The organism is Kallipyga massiliensis ph2 (assembly GCF_000311985.1).
Lineage (GTDB): Bacteria > Bacillota > Clostridia > Tissierellales > Peptoniphilaceae > Kallipyga > Kallipyga massiliensis.
This window is the reverse complement of record NZ_HE978585.1, coordinates 595522-613681: the sequence shown is the minus strand read 5'-3', so window position 1 is coordinate 613681 and position 18160 is coordinate 595522. Positions and strand designations below refer to the sequence as shown.

Annotated in this window: 17 protein-coding genes; 3 read left to right on the top strand and 14 right to left on the bottom strand. The window is 42.6% G+C overall.

Translation table 11 applies throughout. The features are described from left to right. Positions 1-42 precede the first annotated feature (42 nt). From HGKM_RS02730 to HGKM_RS02720, 3 genes are read right to left on the bottom strand one after another with little or no spacing between them, the layout of a single operon-like run. Complete coding sequence (locus HGKM_RS02730) at positions 43-1044, bottom strand: ABC transporter permease (RefSeq protein WP_019133809.1); 1002 nt, start codon at positions 1042-1044, stop codon at positions 43-45. Next, complete coding sequence (locus tag HGKM_RS02725; RefSeq protein ID WP_019133808.1) at positions 1034-2068, bottom strand: ABC transporter permease; 1035 nt, start codon at positions 2066-2068, stop codon at positions 1034-1036. The genes HGKM_RS02730 and HGKM_RS02725 overlap by 11 nt, the downstream gene beginning before the upstream one ends. Then, positions 2061-3578 (bottom strand): sugar ABC transporter ATP-binding protein, encoded by a 1518-nt coding sequence (locus tag HGKM_RS02720; protein WP_019133807.1) that lies wholly within the window; start codon positions 3576-3578, stop codon positions 2061-2063. The genes HGKM_RS02725 and HGKM_RS02720 overlap by 8 nt, the downstream gene beginning before the upstream one ends. Positions 3579-3859: 281 nt before the next feature. Between HGKM_RS02720 and HGKM_RS02715 the strand changes: the two genes are divergently transcribed. The 3 genes from HGKM_RS02715 to HGKM_RS02705 are packed head-to-tail and all read left to right on the top strand — an operon-like array spanning position 3860 to position 6755. Further along, positions 3860-4774 (top strand): sugar-binding transcriptional regulator, encoded by a 915-nt coding sequence (locus HGKM_RS02715; RefSeq protein WP_034579389.1) that lies wholly within the window; start codon positions 3860-3862, stop codon positions 4772-4774. A 41-nt stretch (positions 4775-4815) separates the two neighbouring features. Continuing rightward, entirely contained in the window at positions 4816-6384 is a 1569-nt protein-coding gene (gene lsrK / locus HGKM_RS02710) for an autoinducer-2 kinase (protein ID WP_019133805.1), read from the top strand. Between the two features lie 17 nt (positions 6385-6401). Continuing rightward, positions 6402-6755 (top strand): cupin domain-containing protein, encoded by a 354-nt coding sequence (locus tag HGKM_RS02705; protein WP_019133804.1) that lies wholly within the window; start codon positions 6402-6404, stop codon positions 6753-6755. A gap of 30 nt (positions 6756-6785) precedes the next feature. On the opposite strand, the gene HGKM_RS02700 is transcribed toward HGKM_RS02705, so the two are convergent. The 11 genes from HGKM_RS02700 to HGKM_RS02650 all read right to left on the bottom strand — a co-directional run bounded on the left by HGKM_RS02700 (position 6786) and on the right by HGKM_RS02650 (position 17647). After that, positions 6786-8339 (bottom strand): M20/M25/M40 family metallo-hydrolase, encoded by a 1554-nt coding sequence (locus tag HGKM_RS02700; RefSeq protein WP_019133803.1) that lies wholly within the window; start codon positions 8337-8339, stop codon positions 6786-6788. Between the two features lie 155 nt (positions 8340-8494). Beyond that, positions 8495-9757 (bottom strand): L-cysteine desulfidase family protein, encoded by a 1263-nt coding sequence (locus HGKM_RS02695; RefSeq protein WP_019133802.1) that lies wholly within the window; start codon positions 9755-9757, stop codon positions 8495-8497. Between the two features lie 131 nt (positions 9758-9888). Beyond that, positions 9889-10896 (bottom strand): uroporphyrinogen decarboxylase/cobalamine-independent methonine synthase family protein, encoded by a 1008-nt coding sequence (locus HGKM_RS02690; RefSeq protein WP_019133801.1) that lies wholly within the window; start codon positions 10894-10896, stop codon positions 9889-9891. Positions 10897-10907: 11 nt separating this feature from the next. Continuing rightward, positions 10908-11525, bottom strand: coding sequence for a dihydroxyacetone kinase subunit L (locus HGKM_RS02685; RefSeq protein WP_019133800.1), 618 nt, complete (start codon positions 11523-11525; stop codon positions 10908-10910). Positions 11526-11540: 15 nt separating this feature from the next. Then, positions 11541-12548: a dihydroxyacetone kinase subunit DhaK gene (locus tag HGKM_RS02680; protein ID WP_019133799.1), complete on the bottom strand. Its 1008-nt coding sequence runs from the start codon at positions 12546-12548 to the stop codon at positions 11541-11543. 29 nt (positions 12549-12577) lie between these two features. Then, positions 12578-13750, bottom strand: coding sequence for an ABC transporter substrate-binding protein (locus tag HGKM_RS02675; RefSeq protein ID WP_019133798.1), 1173 nt, complete (start codon positions 13748-13750; stop codon positions 12578-12580). Position 13751: 1 nt separating this feature from the next. Continuing rightward, positions 13752-14246, bottom strand: a complete 495-nt coding sequence (locus HGKM_RS02670) for an L-2-amino-thiazoline-4-carboxylic acid hydrolase (protein ID WP_019133797.1) — start codon at positions 14244-14246, stop codon at positions 13752-13754. A gap of 21 nt (positions 14247-14267) precedes the next feature. Beyond that, positions 14268-14984: an ABC transporter ATP-binding protein gene (locus HGKM_RS02665; RefSeq protein WP_019133796.1), complete on the bottom strand. Its 717-nt coding sequence runs from the start codon at positions 14982-14984 to the stop codon at positions 14268-14270. Further along, the gene (locus HGKM_RS02660; RefSeq protein ID WP_019133795.1) at positions 14981-15751 is read right to left on the bottom strand and encodes an ABC transporter ATP-binding protein; all 771 of its coding nucleotides are present in this window, start codon (positions 15749-15751) and stop codon (positions 14981-14983) included. Before HGKM_RS02660 ends, HGKM_RS02665 begins: the two co-directional genes overlap by 4 nt. Then, positions 15729-16745, bottom strand: a complete 1017-nt coding sequence (locus HGKM_RS02655) for a branched-chain amino acid ABC transporter permease (protein WP_019133794.1) — start codon at positions 16743-16745, stop codon at positions 15729-15731. Before HGKM_RS02655 ends, HGKM_RS02660 begins: the two co-directional genes overlap by 23 nt. Positions 16746-16756: 11 nt before the next feature. Next, positions 16757-17647 (bottom strand): branched-chain amino acid ABC transporter permease, encoded by an 891-nt coding sequence (locus HGKM_RS02650; protein ID WP_019133793.1) that lies wholly within the window; start codon positions 17645-17647, stop codon positions 16757-16759. Positions 17648-18160 lie beyond the last annotated feature (513 nt).

Genomic DNA, 18160 nt, shown 5'->3' with positions numbered 1-18160 from the left:
GATATCCTCCTTCAATTCATATGAATTTTTGCGTCCAACAATTTATGGATTTTTCCCACCCAACAAAGAAGTGAAAGAAAAATCTTTCCGGCCAAAATAGGATCGGCCAACGACAACAATGATCAAAAAAAGTCCAACCGGAATGTCAAGGTACTGGGTGTTAATTCCAAAGCATAGAGGCATTCCGAATTTCATAATGGCGATAACAATGGCTGCCAGGGCCGTGCTATAAATATTGCCCTTGCCACCTGTGGTCAGGGTTCCCCCCAAGACAACCGCAGTGATGATATCCATGGTTAGGTCTCCGCCCAGGTCACTTTTTGCCGTGCCCAAATAAGAAGTCATAATCATTCCTGCTACAGCGGCACTTAGGGCGCTGAGAACATAGGTGGACATGATGATTCGCCTGCTCTTAATTCCGGAGTATTCGGCGGCTTCCGAATTGGTTCCAACTAAGAAGACCATTCGGCCGTACTTCGTCTTGTTTAGCAAAAAAGACCCGAATAGAATAAGGGCGAGGAAGATAAAAAACTGCAGGGGGATGAGCCCAAAAGCCTTAAATTTTCCCAAAATTTTAAAACTATCTGGAAGACCAGATATTCCTTGATAGGCTTCTGTTGCAGATAGTGTTGAAATCAGCAGGGCGATACCGCTATAAAGGAAGCTTCCTCCCAGAGTAATTACCATTGGCTGAACATCGCAATACGCGATGAAGAAACCAGACAGAGCCCCGCATAGCCCGACAAAAATGAAGGCGATAAGTGAAGCTAGCCAAATATTCAGTCCCATATCTTGCCAAAGGACCCCGATCGTAATAGAAGTTAATCCCACCAAGGCCGGTACCTGAATATCAATTCCTCCAGTAATCATGACCATAGTGACAAAAATGGCGATGATTCCGATGGCCAAGTGATCATTGATGCCCGTAAACAGCAGTTGTGGCCGTAAAAACTTGGGATTAGCCAGCCCGAAAATAATGAACTCGAGGGCAATGATGGCCACGAGAAAGTACATCCAAGAATGTCTTCTAATCCTATTCTTCATGGCCTTCTCCTTTCTCTTCGCCAGCCTGGTCCTTCTTATCTTGGGTTCTTGCAGAGAGACGGAGTCTTCTGTTGTTTTCAAGCAAGCGCTTATGGAGGATGGAATCACTTACGACGATAGCAATAAGGATAATACCGGTGATAGCGTTATCGAAGTTGGATGAGAAGCCCATGAAAACAAGAAGGTAGCTGATCGAAGCCATGATGACGGCACCAATGGATGCCCCAATGACTGTGCCGGTTCCCCCAGCTAGGCTGATGCCTCCCAAGACACAGGCTGCCACCGCTTTCATTTCATACCCAGCACCACTAGAGGGTGTGACAAAGCCGATCCGACTACAGAAAATTATTCCCGCAACCGCACTCAGGATTCCACAAATCAAATAGGAAGTCACCTTTGTCCTTTTGACAGGGATGCCGACCAAAGTGGCTGCATCGGCGTTGTCGCCGACGGCCTTAAAATATTTCCCTTTTTCAGTCCCCTCCAGGTAAAGATGGATGAGGATCATTAAAATGATGACACAGGCATAGTAAATCGTAATGTCGCCGATAAGAGTCACTGATGAAAAGTCTTTGAATTCTTTCGGGAGGTTCTCTACCCATGCTCCATTATTGTAAATGTACATGAGCCCTCTTAAAATGCCATTTGTCCCGAGGGTGAAAATCAGAGAGGGGATCTTCATGACCGAAATGCCCCAACCATTAAAAAGTCCAATGGCTGCACCAATAGCAATACCTACAATAAAGGCTAAAGTCCAGTTCTGCCCATCCCTCAACATGGATCCCACAACTGTTGCTACGAAGCCCAGAGTCGATCCAACGGAAACGTCGATCTCTCCAATAAAGATGGTAAAGGCCATTCCAATAGCTACCAAAGTATAGACCACTGATGTATTAAAACTAGCGCTAATGTTTTTGGCAGAAATAAATTTTGGGTTGAACAAACCAACGGCAGCAAACAGGAGGATCAAGAAAAAAAGGCTTGTCAATTCACGTCCGAAACGAGAGTTTCGAATTTTAGTCATTCTTTTCCTCCTTTACCTCAACATCAAAGGCGGAACACATCAGGGTGTCGAGGTCGATCTCTTCCTTAGAGAAGGACCCATTAATTTTTCCTTGATAAATGGATATGGCACGGTCAGCCAGCTCAACAATCTCTTCCAAATCACTAGAGATGAGGAGGATGGCCACGCCCGTTTCCTTCAACTTTCTAATAATGGCATAAACATCACCACGCGCTCCAGCATCGATTCCTCTTGTTGGTTCATCAAGAATCAGGAAGGAGGGATTGGTGGCTAAACACCGGGCTAAAACCACCTTTTGTTGGTTTCCACCGGAAAGACTCCCTGTTTCTTGGCTGGTTCCTGTAATTTTTGTGTGGAATTGTTCAACATACTCATTCGTAATGTTGTTTTCCTTTTCCAAATCCAAGACGAAGTTTCCCAATTTTTTAGAGGTTTTCAAGAGAGCACTTGTTGTATTTGAACATATGTCTGAGATCTTGAAAAGACCATGGAGATGGCGGTCTTCTGGGACGTAGTTGATCCCCTTATGGATGATGGCATCCGTTGGCAATCCTGTTACATCTTCTCCTTTTAGAAGTGCAGATCCGCTAATAGGAATGTCTTTTCCGAAGATGGTCCTGGCCAGTTCCGTACGGCCGGCCCCTACCACACCGGAGAGTCCCAGGATTTCTCCAGGATAGACCTCGAGGTTGATATCCTTAAAACCATAGCCAGTGAAGTTCTTTAATACAAAGGTCGGTGGGACTGAATAATCAACCGGGCAATCGAAGCAAACCTCATCTTGAGGGATATCCGTTTCATCTTCTATGAGCCCCTTGATTAGGTCCTGCCGGGTGAATTCATCAACTTTTCCATTCACTGTGATCACTCCATCGCGCATAATAGCAACGTGAGTAGCGATCTCAAAGACCTCTGTCATCCGGTGGGTGATATAGATGATGCCGATCCCCTCTTTTTGTAATTCTCTAATAATGTCAAATAAGCTATTAACCTCATCAAAGGTTAACGCGCTGGTAGGCTCATCAAGAATCAAAATTCTAGATTGTCGGAGTAACCCACGGATAATCTCAGCCAACTGCTGTTCTGCAATGGATAAAGTCATGGCCTTGGCGCCCAGATCGAACGACCATCCGTGGACCTTAAGGATTTCCCTCAACTCCTTTTTAAGGACTTCCCGAGGCCGCTTTATTCCTATTAAAATATTTTCTTCAACGGTCATGTTGGGAAAAAGCAAGGGCTCCTGGGGGACCATATAAATATGCTGGGATAAAGCTTCTGCCGGATTGCTTACGGATCTTTTTACTCCATTTACAAAAATATCTCCGGAATCATGACTATAAATTCCCATTATGATTTTCATTAGGGTCGATTTCCCAGCTCCGTTTCCTCCGATAAGAGCTAAAACTTCCCCAGAACTCAGTTGGAGATTAATGCCCTTAAGGACCTTATTCGTCCCGAAGCTCTTATAGATCTCTCTGACGGAGAGCACTTCATTGTCAGCAGGGTTCATTTTGATTCCTTTCCTATAGATCAGTCGTCGAGGTTCGGTTTTCAGGTAAAATGTTCATCAATAAAACATTTGACTGATTTTATATTTATCTTAAAACATTTTCCTAACCTTGTCAATTTAAGATTTATTTTTTTAATTATCAAAAATAGAACGTTTTATAGCTGTAAAAATAGCCATAAAGAAATGAAATCATCTATTGACGATAAAATAAATCAATGATAGACTTTTTAAGAACATTTGTTATCATTAAAAACAAATATTCTTTCCTGGGGAGGGCTGAGATGAGCAAATATGATCCAGAGGAAGTGGTCCGCGTTGCTTGGTATTACTATGTGGAAAGTTATACACAAAAACAAATTAGTGAATTGCTTGCTATCAATCGCACAAAAGTCATTCGCTTACTGGAATATGCGAAAGAAACAGGCGTTGTGAGTTTCAAATTAAAGCAGTCCGATAATAAACGCCTAAAGTTAGAAAAAGAGTTGATGGATAAGTTTAAATTAAATGATGTCTGCCTGGTCCCAAGATCTGAAACCTTGGTCAACCTCAATGAAAGCTTGGCTGTAGCGACCGCCATGTATATTATCAATCGCATGCCGGATGTCCACTATATTAATGTAGGATATGGGGATACTCTCAACCGCGTCATCAACCATCTTGCTGCAAGCGTAGACCGCCCCATCAATTTTGTCAGTTTAACCGGGGGTGTCAATTACTACCTTCCCTCTTTTTCCAAGCGTTTTAATGCTAATCTAAATTTAATTCCATCCCCCCTTCTCTTATCAAAGGAAGAAACCCGGAATGCTTTAATTCAGGAGTCCAGTGTTGTGGAAATTCAGAAGATGGTGGATCTTTCTGACACGACAGTGGTTGGAATTGGCGGCTTAAATGATGATGCCACTATCGTAAAAAACGGAATCCTATCAAAAAACGATCTTCGTTTGCTTCAAATGATGGGTTCCGTAGGTGATATCCTCAGTCATTTTCTTGATGAAAAAGGAGACCTTATTTCATCTGACCTGGAAAAGCGTCTCATTTCCACTTCCCTAGACCGCTTAAGGAAGCTCGACAATGTGATCGGTGTTTCCGGCGGCTCCAACAAGGTCAGTGCAATTTTGTCAGTCCTGAAAGGCAAATATATCAACGTCTTAATTACAGATGAAGCAACGGGAGAGCAATTGATAGCAAAGGAATAGGCTTTTTGTCACTGATCATCAAAAGGAAAGAAGGTGAAAAAATGAACCAATACTTGCTCGCTTTGGATGCCGGCACAGGAAGTATTCGAGCTGTCTTGTTCGACACTAACGGTAATCAAATCTACTGTGCCCAAAGAGAATGGACGCATGCAGAAGATTCAAGATGGCCAGGGAGCATGGATTTTGACTGGAAAAATAATTGGAAACTCACCTGTGAATGCACCAGGGAGTTGATGGACAGGGCCAAAGTGGATCCGACTGAAATTAAGGCCATTTCTACAACCTGTATGCGTGAAGGGATTGTTCTTTACGATAATGAGGGCAAGGAAGAGTGGGCTTGTGCAAATGTCGACTCTCGAAGCACTGATGAGGTGGTCTCCCTGATAAAGAACCATCCTGATCTGGAAAAGAAGGTCTACCAGGTCAGTGGTCAAAGTTTCGCCCTCAATGCCATTCCCCGCTTGCTCTGGATAAAAAATAATATGCCTGAGATCTATCAAAAAATCAGTAAGTTGGGGATGTTCAATGACTGGCTGGCCTACCGGCTCACCGGAAAATTGGCAATTGAGCCTAGTAATGGGTCAACGACCGGACTGATGAACCTACAAACAAGGAATTGGGATCTGGAAATTGCGGAAATGTGCGGGATACGAACGGATATCTTCCCCGACGTTTTAGAAAACGGAGATATGCTGGGCCAAGTGACGGAAAAAGCGTCGGAAGAAACCGGCCTGCCCTTGGGACTTCCCGTCATTGTTGGCGGGGGTGACTGCCAGCTAGGTTCCCTAGGCGTCGGTGTCACTAAGCCTGGACAAGTTGCCGTATTTGGAGGTTCCTTCTGGCAATATGAGGTAGTTACCGACCAGGCCCTGACGGATAAGGACTGCCGGGTAAGGGTGAACTGCCATGCCCTCCCCAACCTCTGGCAATACGAGGCGCTGGCCTTTAAGCCGGGGATGGTGATGAGATGGTTCCGAGACGGCTTCTGTCAAAAGGAAAAAGAGGATGCCGAGAAACTTGGACTGGATCCTTACAACCTACTTAATGAGAAGGCAGAAGAGATCCCCGTTGGCAGTTATGGGATGTCCTGTTGCTTTAGTTATATTATGAATTTCACCAACTGGAAGCATGCTTCCCCTGCTTTTATTAATTTCAATCTGGACTCGCTTAAGTTTAATAAATACACCTTTTACCGAGCCATTCTTGAAAACACGGCTTATTTGGTAAAGGGACACATCGAAATGGTGAAGAATATTTCTGGTTTTGAGCCCGATTTCCTAACTTTTGCCGGCGGGGCTGCAAAGAGTCCTCTATGGGCGCAGATCCTGGCAGATGTTACCAATAAAACCGTCCGTGTTCCAGAGGTAAAAGAAGCGACTGCTCTGGGTGCGGCCCTCTTGGCCGGCCTGGGCGTGGGAATCTACGAAAGCATTGAAGAAGCAGTGGGCCAATCGGTCCGTTGGGCTGCTGAATATAAGCCAAATCTGGAAAATTTCAAAAAATACCAACAAGAGTATGTTAAATGGAGAAAGATCTACAAACACATTCTCCAGTTGAGCGATAAGGGTGTGACTAACTACATGTGGTCCGCTCCGGGAATCGGTGAATAAGAGTATAGGAGGAATAAATGTTTTTACTAAATGAAAAAGACAAGGAATACAGACACGGAGACCATGGCCCCAAGTATCTGATGAAAGGACCAAGGATGAATTTTGCCCTGGTTCAATTTATGCCGGGTCAAGACTTCCAAAACCACAAACACAACATCATGGAAGAAAATTTCTTCATCCTGGAAGGTAAAGTGGATATTGTGGTTGATGGCGAAACTTTAACCTTGGAAAAGGGCGATTTTATTCATATTGAGCCAAATGAGACCCACTATGTCACCAACCGATATGATGAGCCTGTCGTAATGATCTCTACGCTAGCACCTTATCAGGAGGTTGACAAGGAAAATCTAGAAAATCCTAAGATCGACTAATCACTCACCGATAAAAGGCCACAGGAATTCCTAGGAATTCCTGTGGCCTTTTTCTTTTAGAATCCATGAAATCAGCTGGCACACCAAATCCGGCGTCACTTCCAGCAAATCCTTAATATAGACCCTTTCCGTCTTGAGGTGAAGGTCCTTCCCCCATGGTCCCAGCATGATGGCAGGGATTCCCAGGGCTTCCATTCCCTCGAAGGGGACCTCGTAGGGAGCCCCATAAAAAGCCATCATCTTCTTGACCGCCTCCCGGTCCTCCGGAGAAATTTGACTCCGGGTGTAGGAGAGGTCGGAAATCCCCGTAAAGTAGGGCTGGCTGTCCATGTCCAACCCCCATTTTTCCTTGGCATAGCGGAGGAGGTCCTCCACCCATTCCTTCGTCTCTTCATCCGAAATGACCGAAGGATACATGGGGGGAACCAGTCCATAGACCACCTGGGGTCCATGAAAATCATCCTCTTCCAATAGATCCTTGACCAGGTGATAGGTCGCCTCCAGGTAATTCACTCGGCCGGCCTCCACCTCTTTCCCCCATTTCTCCTGAAGGTCCCGGCCCACCGAAAGTTCTTCCAGAGACCGGATCCTATAGTCAAAGTGGTTGGGGTTGTCCCCCAATTGTTCCTCCATGGCCTCCCGAATGACCCCCTCCATCCGGTCCTTCCAGGATTGGATGTCGTTTTTGAAGGTAATGAGGTTCATGGCAGCAAAAGCCCCGGGAGGCATGGAGACATCATAGCGGTCCTTGGTATCCCGGAGGTAGACCCAAACCGGAGGCGGAGTCACTTCCCCCCGGTCCTCCTCCGTCATGGCCCGGTTCTGGTCGGTCTTAGCCACAATCCGGCTCATGATTCCTAGGCCGGACACCCCCTTTTGGTTCTCCCCCATATGGACCACCACCGACTTGGCATAGACAAAAAAGAGGAGCTTGCCGCAGGAGCCCAGATAAAGGGTGGCCCGCTTGGGATCCTTCCGCCCATGTGGCTCCGAGTTGACCAGGAGCTCGTAGTCCAGACCAAATTGTTTCTTTAGGTTCAATAGAAGATCAGGGGTCGATCGCATGCCGGCCGACAGGTTCTCCTCATCCGGGACGGCCAGGAGGAGGACATTGCCTGTAAAATCTTCCATCTTTGAGAATTCCTCCAGGCAGGCCAGTTGGATTGTCCCGCCGGCCTTCATGTCGCAGCCCCCGCGTCCAAAAAGATAGTCTCCCGATTCCAAATCCTCCCGGACCTCCTGAGTCAGGTCCTCCCTGCGCATGGCCCTGGCCAGGTCCTCCGGGCAAAAGGCCAAATCCTGAAGGGCCCCAAAATTGTCAATAGAGACCACATCGTAGTGGTGGAGGAGGATGACCGTTCTCTCCCCTTTCCCCTTGACCAGGGCCCAAAAGATCTCACGTTTCAAGGGATCCTTTGGGATTTCATAAGTCCCCAAATGTTCAGGATGAGCCTGGAAATAGGGCCAGGATCTTAGGCGGGCGGAAAGAAAGGGAGGAACCTCCTTCTCTGCAGGTGTTTCGGAAAGGGAATAGATGGACATGTAGTCTTTGAGGAAGGATAGGAGTTTGGGGGATTCAACCATGGTGGGCCTCGATCTGTAAAAAGTGTTTTCAATGAATAGAATGATCTCTTGTCATTGTAGCACTAAAATAATTGAACAAAGAAACAAAAAGATGGATGGCAGATTCCTCCGCCATCCATCGAAAATCACATAGAAGATCAAAACCACATTTCCATCTATGAATTAGTATTTAACATTTCTTCCACAATACAAAGATCTGTATCATGCATACCTTTTTTAGCAATTCGACCTATGCTTTGAATCGTATGATCAATATCTTGAGCGACGATCCCATGTCCGGATTGGTAACTATTATTTGATAATGCTTGCTTATATCCCAGAAAAGCGCTGTATAGGGCAAGATTAATCTTTCCTGCGCAGGATGCTTTTGCACCATCACAGACCATTCCGGATATTTGCGTGGCACCATTAACATAGGTTTGTGCAATAATATCATCGCCGCATCCGTCAAGGAATGCAATCCCCGCTACCGCTGCACAAGATGCGGTTACTGCTCCACAATATGCTGAAAGCCTACCAATACTTTGTTTTTGGTAAAGAGCAAGGAGGTTAGAAAGTAATAGAGCACGATTTAATACATCTTCTTCGTATTTCTTTTCTCGTGCATAAACAATGACCGGAACAGAGACAGAGATCCCCTGATTTCCACTGCCAGAGTTGATCACAACAGACATATTGCAACCAGCCATTCTTGCATCAGAACCAGCACTGGCATAAGCCATACACTTGCTGATAATAGAGTCATCATTAAGTGTTTGAGATAATTCTCCTATATTTGCTCCCCAATTTCGATGTAAACCTTCTTCAGCAATTTCCATGTTCAGTTTTTTTTGGTTCTCAATAATATCCGAAACTTGCTCCAAATCAACCGAGCGAACATAGGTCATAATTCTCTCAAAGGATAAGTCAATTTTTACTTCATCTTCCGCATTAATTTCTTTTTGTAATTTAACCTCATCATTTAATCTCTTAAGAACAACATTCGTATGCTCATCCTTGAGAATAATCTCTGCTTCATTGCCTTGGTCATCTTTCACGATTAAATCGACATAGAAGCCAACAACGCCAGGTATAAGCTCAACTTTAATAGAATCAGAATTTACTAATTCAACGGCTTTTGAAATGTATTCGTCATTAGATCGACCGAGAATTTCTAACTTGCACTCCGGCTTTGCTATAACCATTCCCATGGCAATGCTGATGGGAATACCATATCGACCATTTGTTCCAGGCACTAAAACAGACTTTGCATTCTTGATCAAATTAACACTTGCACGTACAAGAGCAGATTTCGCATGCCCTGGTAATAGAGCCGATGCCTCTGCTGCAGAATATGCAAGGGCAATCGGCTCCGTACAACCTGCGGCAGGAATAAGTTCCTGTTTTAACAAGTTGGTATAATCTTTAAAATAATCCAACCCATCCTCCTTAAACATAAAAAACACCACGCCGAGAAGCAATCGTGATCATCAGAATGCTTCTGTTGCCTTCACGAAAACGAGCTTCTCAGCGTGGTCATAGTAACTATTGGAACAAAATCAAAAGGCCTCTAGCCTCTAAAGTTCTTAGCCACTTCTCTGACAAACTGTAAGCGCTTATGATCAATACTGGGATCAACCGTACAATCTGCTCCGATAATTACTCCCTTTGTTCCACTTTCCTGGAGCAATTCCTCCACATAAGCTTTAATTTCCTCATCACTACCTTCATAGAGTAAGGTTCCTGGATTATTATCGAAACCTCCCACAACAGGCTTATCCCCAAAGAGTTTCTTTCCTTCTTTTAGACTAATCCTCTCAGTGTGTGTAGCCCAGTTAACAATATCGCAAGGATAATCTGTATAAAGCTTCAGATTATTTGTAAAGTCTCCCCAACCACAAATATGGAGCAAAATTTTAAGGCCATGATCATGAGCAGATTTTAAAATAGATATATCTGAATCCTTAACATACTTTTTATGGAATGTTTCATCCGCTCTGGGGTCCTGCACCTCTTGTACGCTATAATAGATGCCATCAATATCTGTTTCCTTAGCCAAACGATCCACTAAATTCAACAGATCCTTCTCAATTTCCTTCGCCGCAGAAACCATTTGGTCTGGGTCCTCAAAGAATAATCTGGTAAACTTCTCCGAATCATTTTCGTCCTCAAAAAAATGAAGACGAATGGCCGATAATGGGGAGAATATGCTATAGAAAATCGGTACCTCATGGTTAGTATATTCAATCAATTCATTAACCATAGCAATTTGCTTTTCAATCCAGGGATGATCAGGCCCTAGGGCTTTGATCTTCGTTAAGTCACTTGCCTCATTAAATTCTTGATCAATCATACTGGGATGGCCGAAGAAACCATCAGACATAATCTTTAAAAAATCCGGTTTCAACTCATCATACATTTTTTTATGACCGTCAATTACCCTTTGTATGATTTCTGGGTTCGATAATCCTCTGCAGTGCTCCGAAAAGTCTGTAAAATGATACCAAAAAGCAGCAGGAACTCTCTCGGGAATCTCATTCGCAAAGGCTTGCTCAATGATCTGTTTTCTATTTTCCATACTACCATCCTTTACTCAGTTAATGCTTCAAAGATTAATTTTCCAGCAATGGCTCCACCATCAATAATTCCAAGACTAGACTCTGCAAAATAAGCAGCACGGCCATGAACTGCTTTCATATCTTTTGTCGATTCTGCGCCATCCTCTGCCGCTTTTTTTGCATGTTGAAGGACTTCTTCAGAGGTCAAGCCTTGCTCTGACCCCTTCTTCATTGCCATAATAGCTGGATGCAAAGAATCCAAGATCGTCTTTTCTCCTGGTTTGGACTCCGCCTTCTTCATAATATTCTCAAGGCCACTTTCCATGGCAACGGACAGATCATATAGATCAGTCTCTTCTTTTCCCTTCAAACTTTTTGCCATTCCCATAAAACCAATGGAGAGAATTGTCCCTAATGATGAAGGTGCAGCATTGTTAAATGCTTTCGAGGCCGATAATAGGGCTCTACCCAAATCAGCATCTTTAGATTCCTTAATGGCTTCATATGCTGCCTTAAATCCTACAGACATAGAAATACCTAGGTCGCCATCTCCATTTCTTTGGTCAAGTTTTATTAGGTAGTCTCTATTTTCAGCCATTTTATTGGCAATCTTTCTCAATCCACTCTCTATAACTGCTTTATTAATCATATCCACCCCTTTGTTCTAAATATTAAAATTAGTATAAAAAGGTGTTCTTGCAATGGCAGAAAGTAGGTCTTCCAACTCATCATCCAACTTACATAGAGTAATACTTAGACCAGCCATCTCCATAGAAGTAGCAAACTCTCCAATATGGGGATACTTAACTTCTATGTCTTTCTCCTTCAAAAGCTCGTAAACCCTATTATAGACAATATATTGTTCCTCTAAAGGAGTTGCACCAAGGCCATTAATCAGAACAGAGCATTTTCCTCTGCCAGAAAAGTCTAAGTCCTCAAGGATGGCATTCACCGCTAAATCCGCTACCTCATTTGCCGTCATCATCTTCCTTACCTCAATGCCGGGTTCGCCATGAATACCCATACCAACTTCAATTTCATCATCGGCTATCTGGAAGGAAGGAGCCCCGACCTCAGGGATAATACAAGGTGATGTGGCAAATCCCATAGTACGAGTATTATCCAGAACCTTATTAGCCACTCGGACTACTTCATCTAAATCATCCCCTCGTTCGGCTGCAGCACCGGCAATTTTGTAAGCAAAGACAATTCCTGCAACGCCTCTACGCTTATCTTCTTTCCCTTTAGGACTAGAGGCAATATCATCTCCAGCAATGACCAGACGGGTTTCTATATCATCAAATTCAACCTCATCACAGGCCATCTGAAAATTCATTTTATCTCCACCATAATTGCCAAATAAACAAATGACACCAGCACCCTTATCGCAAGCACGAATCATCTGAGCCATGGAATCTGCTGAAGGTGAAGCAAAAACATTTCCAATTGCACAGCCATCAAGCATGCCCTCTCCAACATAACCAAGGAAGAGGGGCAGGTGCCCACTCCCTCCTGCCGTGACAATTCCGACCTTGTTTTGAGATTTTTCCTGTGCCCTTAAAAGCACGCGGTTATTCTCCTCCAATAATTTGACTTGGTCAGGATGAGCTGAGACAATACCGGAAATTGTATCATCAACAAATTGATTTGGTTCATTGATAAATTTTTTCATACTCAATCAAACCTCTTTTCTAAAGTTGGTTACTTCTCAATAGGAACAAACTTTCCATCAATTACCTTCATAGGAACTAGACCACGTAGTGCATCTCCAATTTCATTCATGCTATACTCTCCGGCTAGGCAAGGATAATCCTTCATACCAGCCATAGCCTTTTGAATGTCAACTGGATCGGAGGAACCCGCTTTTTCAATAGCATATGCGAGCTGAGAAACAACATCGTAAGTTTGCATAACGAAGGCATCACCCTCTTTACCAGTCTTCTCTGTATACTCACTCATCACTCTCTTGAAATCTTCCTTATCAATAGCTGGAGTAAAGGCATTCATCAAGAATGCGCCTTCCGCATATTCGCCGGCCAAATCTAACATTTCCTGTTTTAAAACAGAACTAGATAAGATTTTTTGTACATCAAATCCCAGATTCTTTGATTGCTTAAGAATGTTCGCTGAGTCCTGGTAGTAGGCAATCGGGAAATAGGCTTCAGGATTAGAAGATTTTGCAGAAGTAATCATCGGTGAGAAATCCGTTGTCTGGTTTGGAATATAAGATTGCTTATCAGTAACTTTTCCACCCAATTCAGCAAAACGCTTTTCAAAAATATCGGCAATATTCTGACCCCAGTCATCATTAACGTAAAGAATAGCGATAGATTTAATGCCTAGCTTGTTATAGACGTAGTCGGCATATTGTGTTGTCTCCATCTGCTGAGTAGGTGTGTTTCTAAAAATAAAGTCTCCCAAAGATGAGAAGTTTTGATGCGAAGCAGTCGGTGAATAGTTGACAATTTTTGCTTCCTCATATAAAGGCGCTGCAGCCATGCTGGCGGTTGAACCAAATCCCCCAATGACAGCACTATATTTCTTTTCACCAATAATCTTGTTGGCAATATTTACAGCTTCCTTAGCATCATTCTTATCATCATAAAAGTCGACTTTAATCTCTCTGCCGTTAAGTACCCAACCTTTTTTTTCAAGATCTTTCAAAGCCAGCTCTACAGCTACCTTTTCCGTATCTCCATACTGCTTGGAATCCCCAGTCATAGGCCCATACCAAGCAAAATAAATAGCATCGGAATCGCCTGCCGGTTTCTGTGCAGCTTCGGATCCAGATTGTCCATCTTTTTCCACAGGGCCTCCACATGCAGTTAATAAAACCATCATCAGAGCCAATAAGCACGTCCAAATTTTTTTCATGTTAATTCTCCTTTTCTTTTTTTGTAAAAAATATTTCGCAGACTTCATTGTTCTGCGCAATAGTCTTACCTAGTTGAAATTTAAAATTCTGAAAGCAATCTGCAACAGCTCGATCACCTTCCATGGTGATATCACATAAATGTGCTAAATCATCACCACTATATCCTTGTTTTTTCCATTCTTCCACATATGGACAGTAATGAAAATGGATTAAAAAACTATCCTGATTGTTTTCTTCCAACGTCATCTCATAGATATCACGATGTGGCATTGCGGCAAATAGATGACGAAACTCAGCAAGGTCTGATGGATCTGTTATTATTCTCAACATCTCTTCCCCAATATCTTTGCCATATCGGTAAATCGCACGTCTTGCAAAGTCATCGCTAATTCCCTGATTCTTCGCCTCCTCAATCATATAGCTGATAGTTGAAGCTCGTCTTTGGCAAATGTTTCTCTGTCCATCAAGTGCGGCCGATCTTTTCTTTGCCTTCATCTTCACTCCTTTCATTGATTTTTAAGAGCTACTACCCCCTAAATAGGCATCAATTAGTGCTCTATCGGCAAGTAAGTCACAACTTGCCCCCCCCATAGTAATCATCCCATTCTCAAGAACATAGCCTCGATCAGCAACCTTTAATGCCATCCGGGCATTTTGCTCAACAAGTATGACACTTGTACCAGTATCTCTAATTTTGGGGAGGGTACTTAAAACCGTAACAACTAATTTGGGGGCTAGCCCAAGAGACGGTTCATCCAACATTAACAGTTTCGGATTGGATATTAACGCTCTTCCTAAAGCCAGCATCTGCTGTTCACCACCAGAAAGTGTCCCTCCAGGCTGATTACTCCTTTCTTTTAATATTGGAAACAAGCTGTGCACAAACTGCATGCGCTCTCTAATCTCTGCCTCACTCACTGTATAACCACCCATTTCAAGGTTCTCTTGGACCGTTAGATCAAAGAAAATCTGTCTACCTTCAGGAGATAAGGCGATCCCTGCCTTTACTAGATCATGGCTGCTCTTGTCTGTAATATCACGACCCTGAAAAAAGATTTTTCCAGAATCCGGCTTTTTAGAACCGGCAATTGTATTTAAAGTCGTCGTTTTTCCCGAGCCGTTCGCTCCAATTATTGATACGATCTCCGATTCTCCAACTTCAAAAGAGATATTTTTAATTGCTCGGATCCCTTCATAATTGACTTCTAAATTGTGCACCTCTAATAGACTCATAGATCTACCTCCGTACCAAGATAGGCATCAATCACCAATTCATCCTCTAATATTTCCTTAGGAGTACCAACTTTTAACAAGCAGCCATGATTTAAAACCGCAATATGATCACTAAGTGACATAACAAACTTCATATCATGCTCAATCAACAGAATCGTTGTTCCTAATTCTGAAAGTTTTAAAATATCATTCCTTAGTTCGATCGTCTCTGCTTCATTCATCCCAGCGGCCGGTTCATCTAAGAGTAATAGTGTTGGATCACTGACCATGGCTCTTGCTATCTCCAATTTTCTTTGAAGACCATATGGCAGAGATGTGGGGTTCTGGTGACGTAAATGATATAAACCAAAGAAGCTCATCCAACGTTCAGCTTCAGCCTCCATTTGTTTTTCAGTTTCTTTATACGTTTTTGTCCGTAAAACGGAATTAAAAATGCTCTTTGTACTACGGCTATGGTCTCCAACAATAACATTTTCTTTCACAGACATCTCCGGAAAAAGTCGAATATTTTGAAACGTTCTCGAAATTCCTCGTTGTTGGATTTGAAATGATTTCAAACCCGTGATTTCCTCTTCTTCAAAAAACACTTTTCCTGCAACGGGAGCTGCCAAACCCGAAATTGCATTGAAAAAAGTTGTTTTCCCAGCGCCATTTGGACCAATGATCGAGAAAATCCTTCCTTTGGGAATTGACAGAGAAATATCAGTTAAGGCCTTCACTCCTCCAAATCTCTGTGATATACAATCAGTTCTTAGAATGTTTTCCATTTTTCTTCAACTCCTCCATCTTTTGTTGATCGAGCAATCTGATTTGTTTAAAGTTAATACCTCCCAGGAGTCCATTTGGTCTAAATATCATCATAATGACTAACAATGCTCCATAGATAACCTGTCGATAATCAGACAAAAAGCGTAAGGCCTCCGGTAAAATTGATAGACTAAAAGCACCAATAATGCTACCCATGAGGTTGCCAAGCCCACCAAAGATCGTCATCGATAATATGGAGATTGATTGATCAAAGTTAAAGGCATTAGGGTCAATAAAACCCATGTATTTTGCATAGAAACTTCCAGCAATTCCAGCAGTACCTGCAGAAATCGCAAAAACGAGAATGCGATAACGTAATGGATTAATGCCCATGGAAGATGCTGCAATCTCATCATTTTTAATAGCTTGAATCGCTCGCCCATGATTTGAATGAATGAGTAAGCTATATAACGTAAGAATAATAACGGATATTCCCATAATTATATAGAATTCAACTCTCATATCCTTGATAGGAGTACCCAAAAAAGAAAAACTTGGAATGTTGGGGATCCCTTGCGGGCCTCTGGTTAAATCCATCCAGTTTAATTCAATCATTCTAACTATCTCAGCAAAACCTAGCGTGACGATTGCCACAAAACGAGTAGATACGCGCATCGTTGTTAAACTTAGCAGAACTCCAGCCAATGATGTCACCAATATTGAGGTCAGTAAGGCTACCCACTGATTGACCCCAAATCTTGTTTGGAGAATCGCCGTTGCATAGGCACCAATGCCAAAAAATGCAGCATGACCTAAGGAAGTAACACCCATATAGCCTGTCATCAGGTTAAGCGAAAAAGATAATACTGTGAAAATCAGGCAATTAATGGCCACCGAGTAAAAATAAACATTCGTAAATATAAGGGACAAAATAATTAATACGGCATAAAAGGCAACATATGCCCAATTCTCGTACTTTGCCCAAGTTAATTTGATCTTTTCTGAGAAACTCATTGCCCACACTCCTAAACCTTTTTAATTTCTTTTTTGCCCAACAATCCTTGCGGACGCACAAGAAGTATAAAGATAAGAATAACAAATGCAACCACATCTCTATATCCGGAGCTTACATATCCCGCAAACAGGGTCTCAGCAATGCCAATTAGTAGCCCTCCTAGGGCCGCACCAGGTACTGAACCTATGCCACCGAGGACCGCTGCCGCAAAACATTTTAATCCAACTGATGCTCCCATTAATGAGTCTACTCTTTGGTAGTATGTTCCCATTAGTACGCCTGCAATTCCTGCAGCAGCGATACCCACAAAAAATGTCAAAGAGATGATTTTAGGTACATTGATCCCCATCAAACTAGCTGCCGTTGGGTTTTGGGAGACGGCTCGCATAGCCGTTCCAAATTTTGTTTTATATACAATAATTGATAAGACTATCAGTAGGAGAATTGCAAGAGTGGTGATAAATATCTGCATTCCCTGAACCACTGCACCACTAATTTGTACAGAACCAAAATTAAAGGGATCCGGCATCATCAAGGGAACGGTTCCAAAAACTAGCAAAACTCCATTATTAATCATTGTTTGGACACCAATCGTACTGATTAGTGCGATGATCGGCGCCCCATGTTTTTTTCGAATTGGCCGCAGAGCTAAAAGATCCATTCCTGCTCCTAGAATAGCAGTTATTGAAACACTAATAAGTAAAACCACCCACCAGGATACTCCACTAGTTAGTAAAAAATTAGCCCCAATATACTGGGCGATGTAGGCCGCTAACATATAAAAAGATGCGTGCGCAAAGTTTGTTAACTTTAGTACGCCATACACCATATTGAACCCGATGGTTACAAGGGCATAGGTCACACCTATGAATATCCCGTTAATTAATTGCTGTATGAACACAATAACCTCCTAAAACGTGGTCCTCGAATGGTATTGATTGATTAACATGAAACTAACCCTTATCTTGCCACTCATTTTTTTAGGGATCTGAACCGAAGGATCAAGTTCTAGATCGCCTATTCTTAGATAGGCTTGCACATTTATAAATAAAGACGGTCTTTTCAAAAAGTAAAATGCCTGAAAACCTCTTCTTTTTCTTTTATTCCCTTCAATAACACTGGAAATAAAGAAGACCAAATGACACGGAAAAAAGTAAAACGTTTTAACGCTTTTAAAATTCGAGGTTGTTTTTCACCGTTGGCCTATGTGTCCATATAGATTAATACTACAAAGACCGACTCTGCATAAGCTGATATTTAGTCTAGATATGCTTCAACCTCTCTATTGCTTACTCCTTTCTATTTAATAAAACGTTTAACTGGTTTTATAATCTCCTTTCGCCAACAATAAATTTATTATATATAAAGAATTGAAAAAATGCAATCGTTTATCATATTCATGAAATAAGTTGAT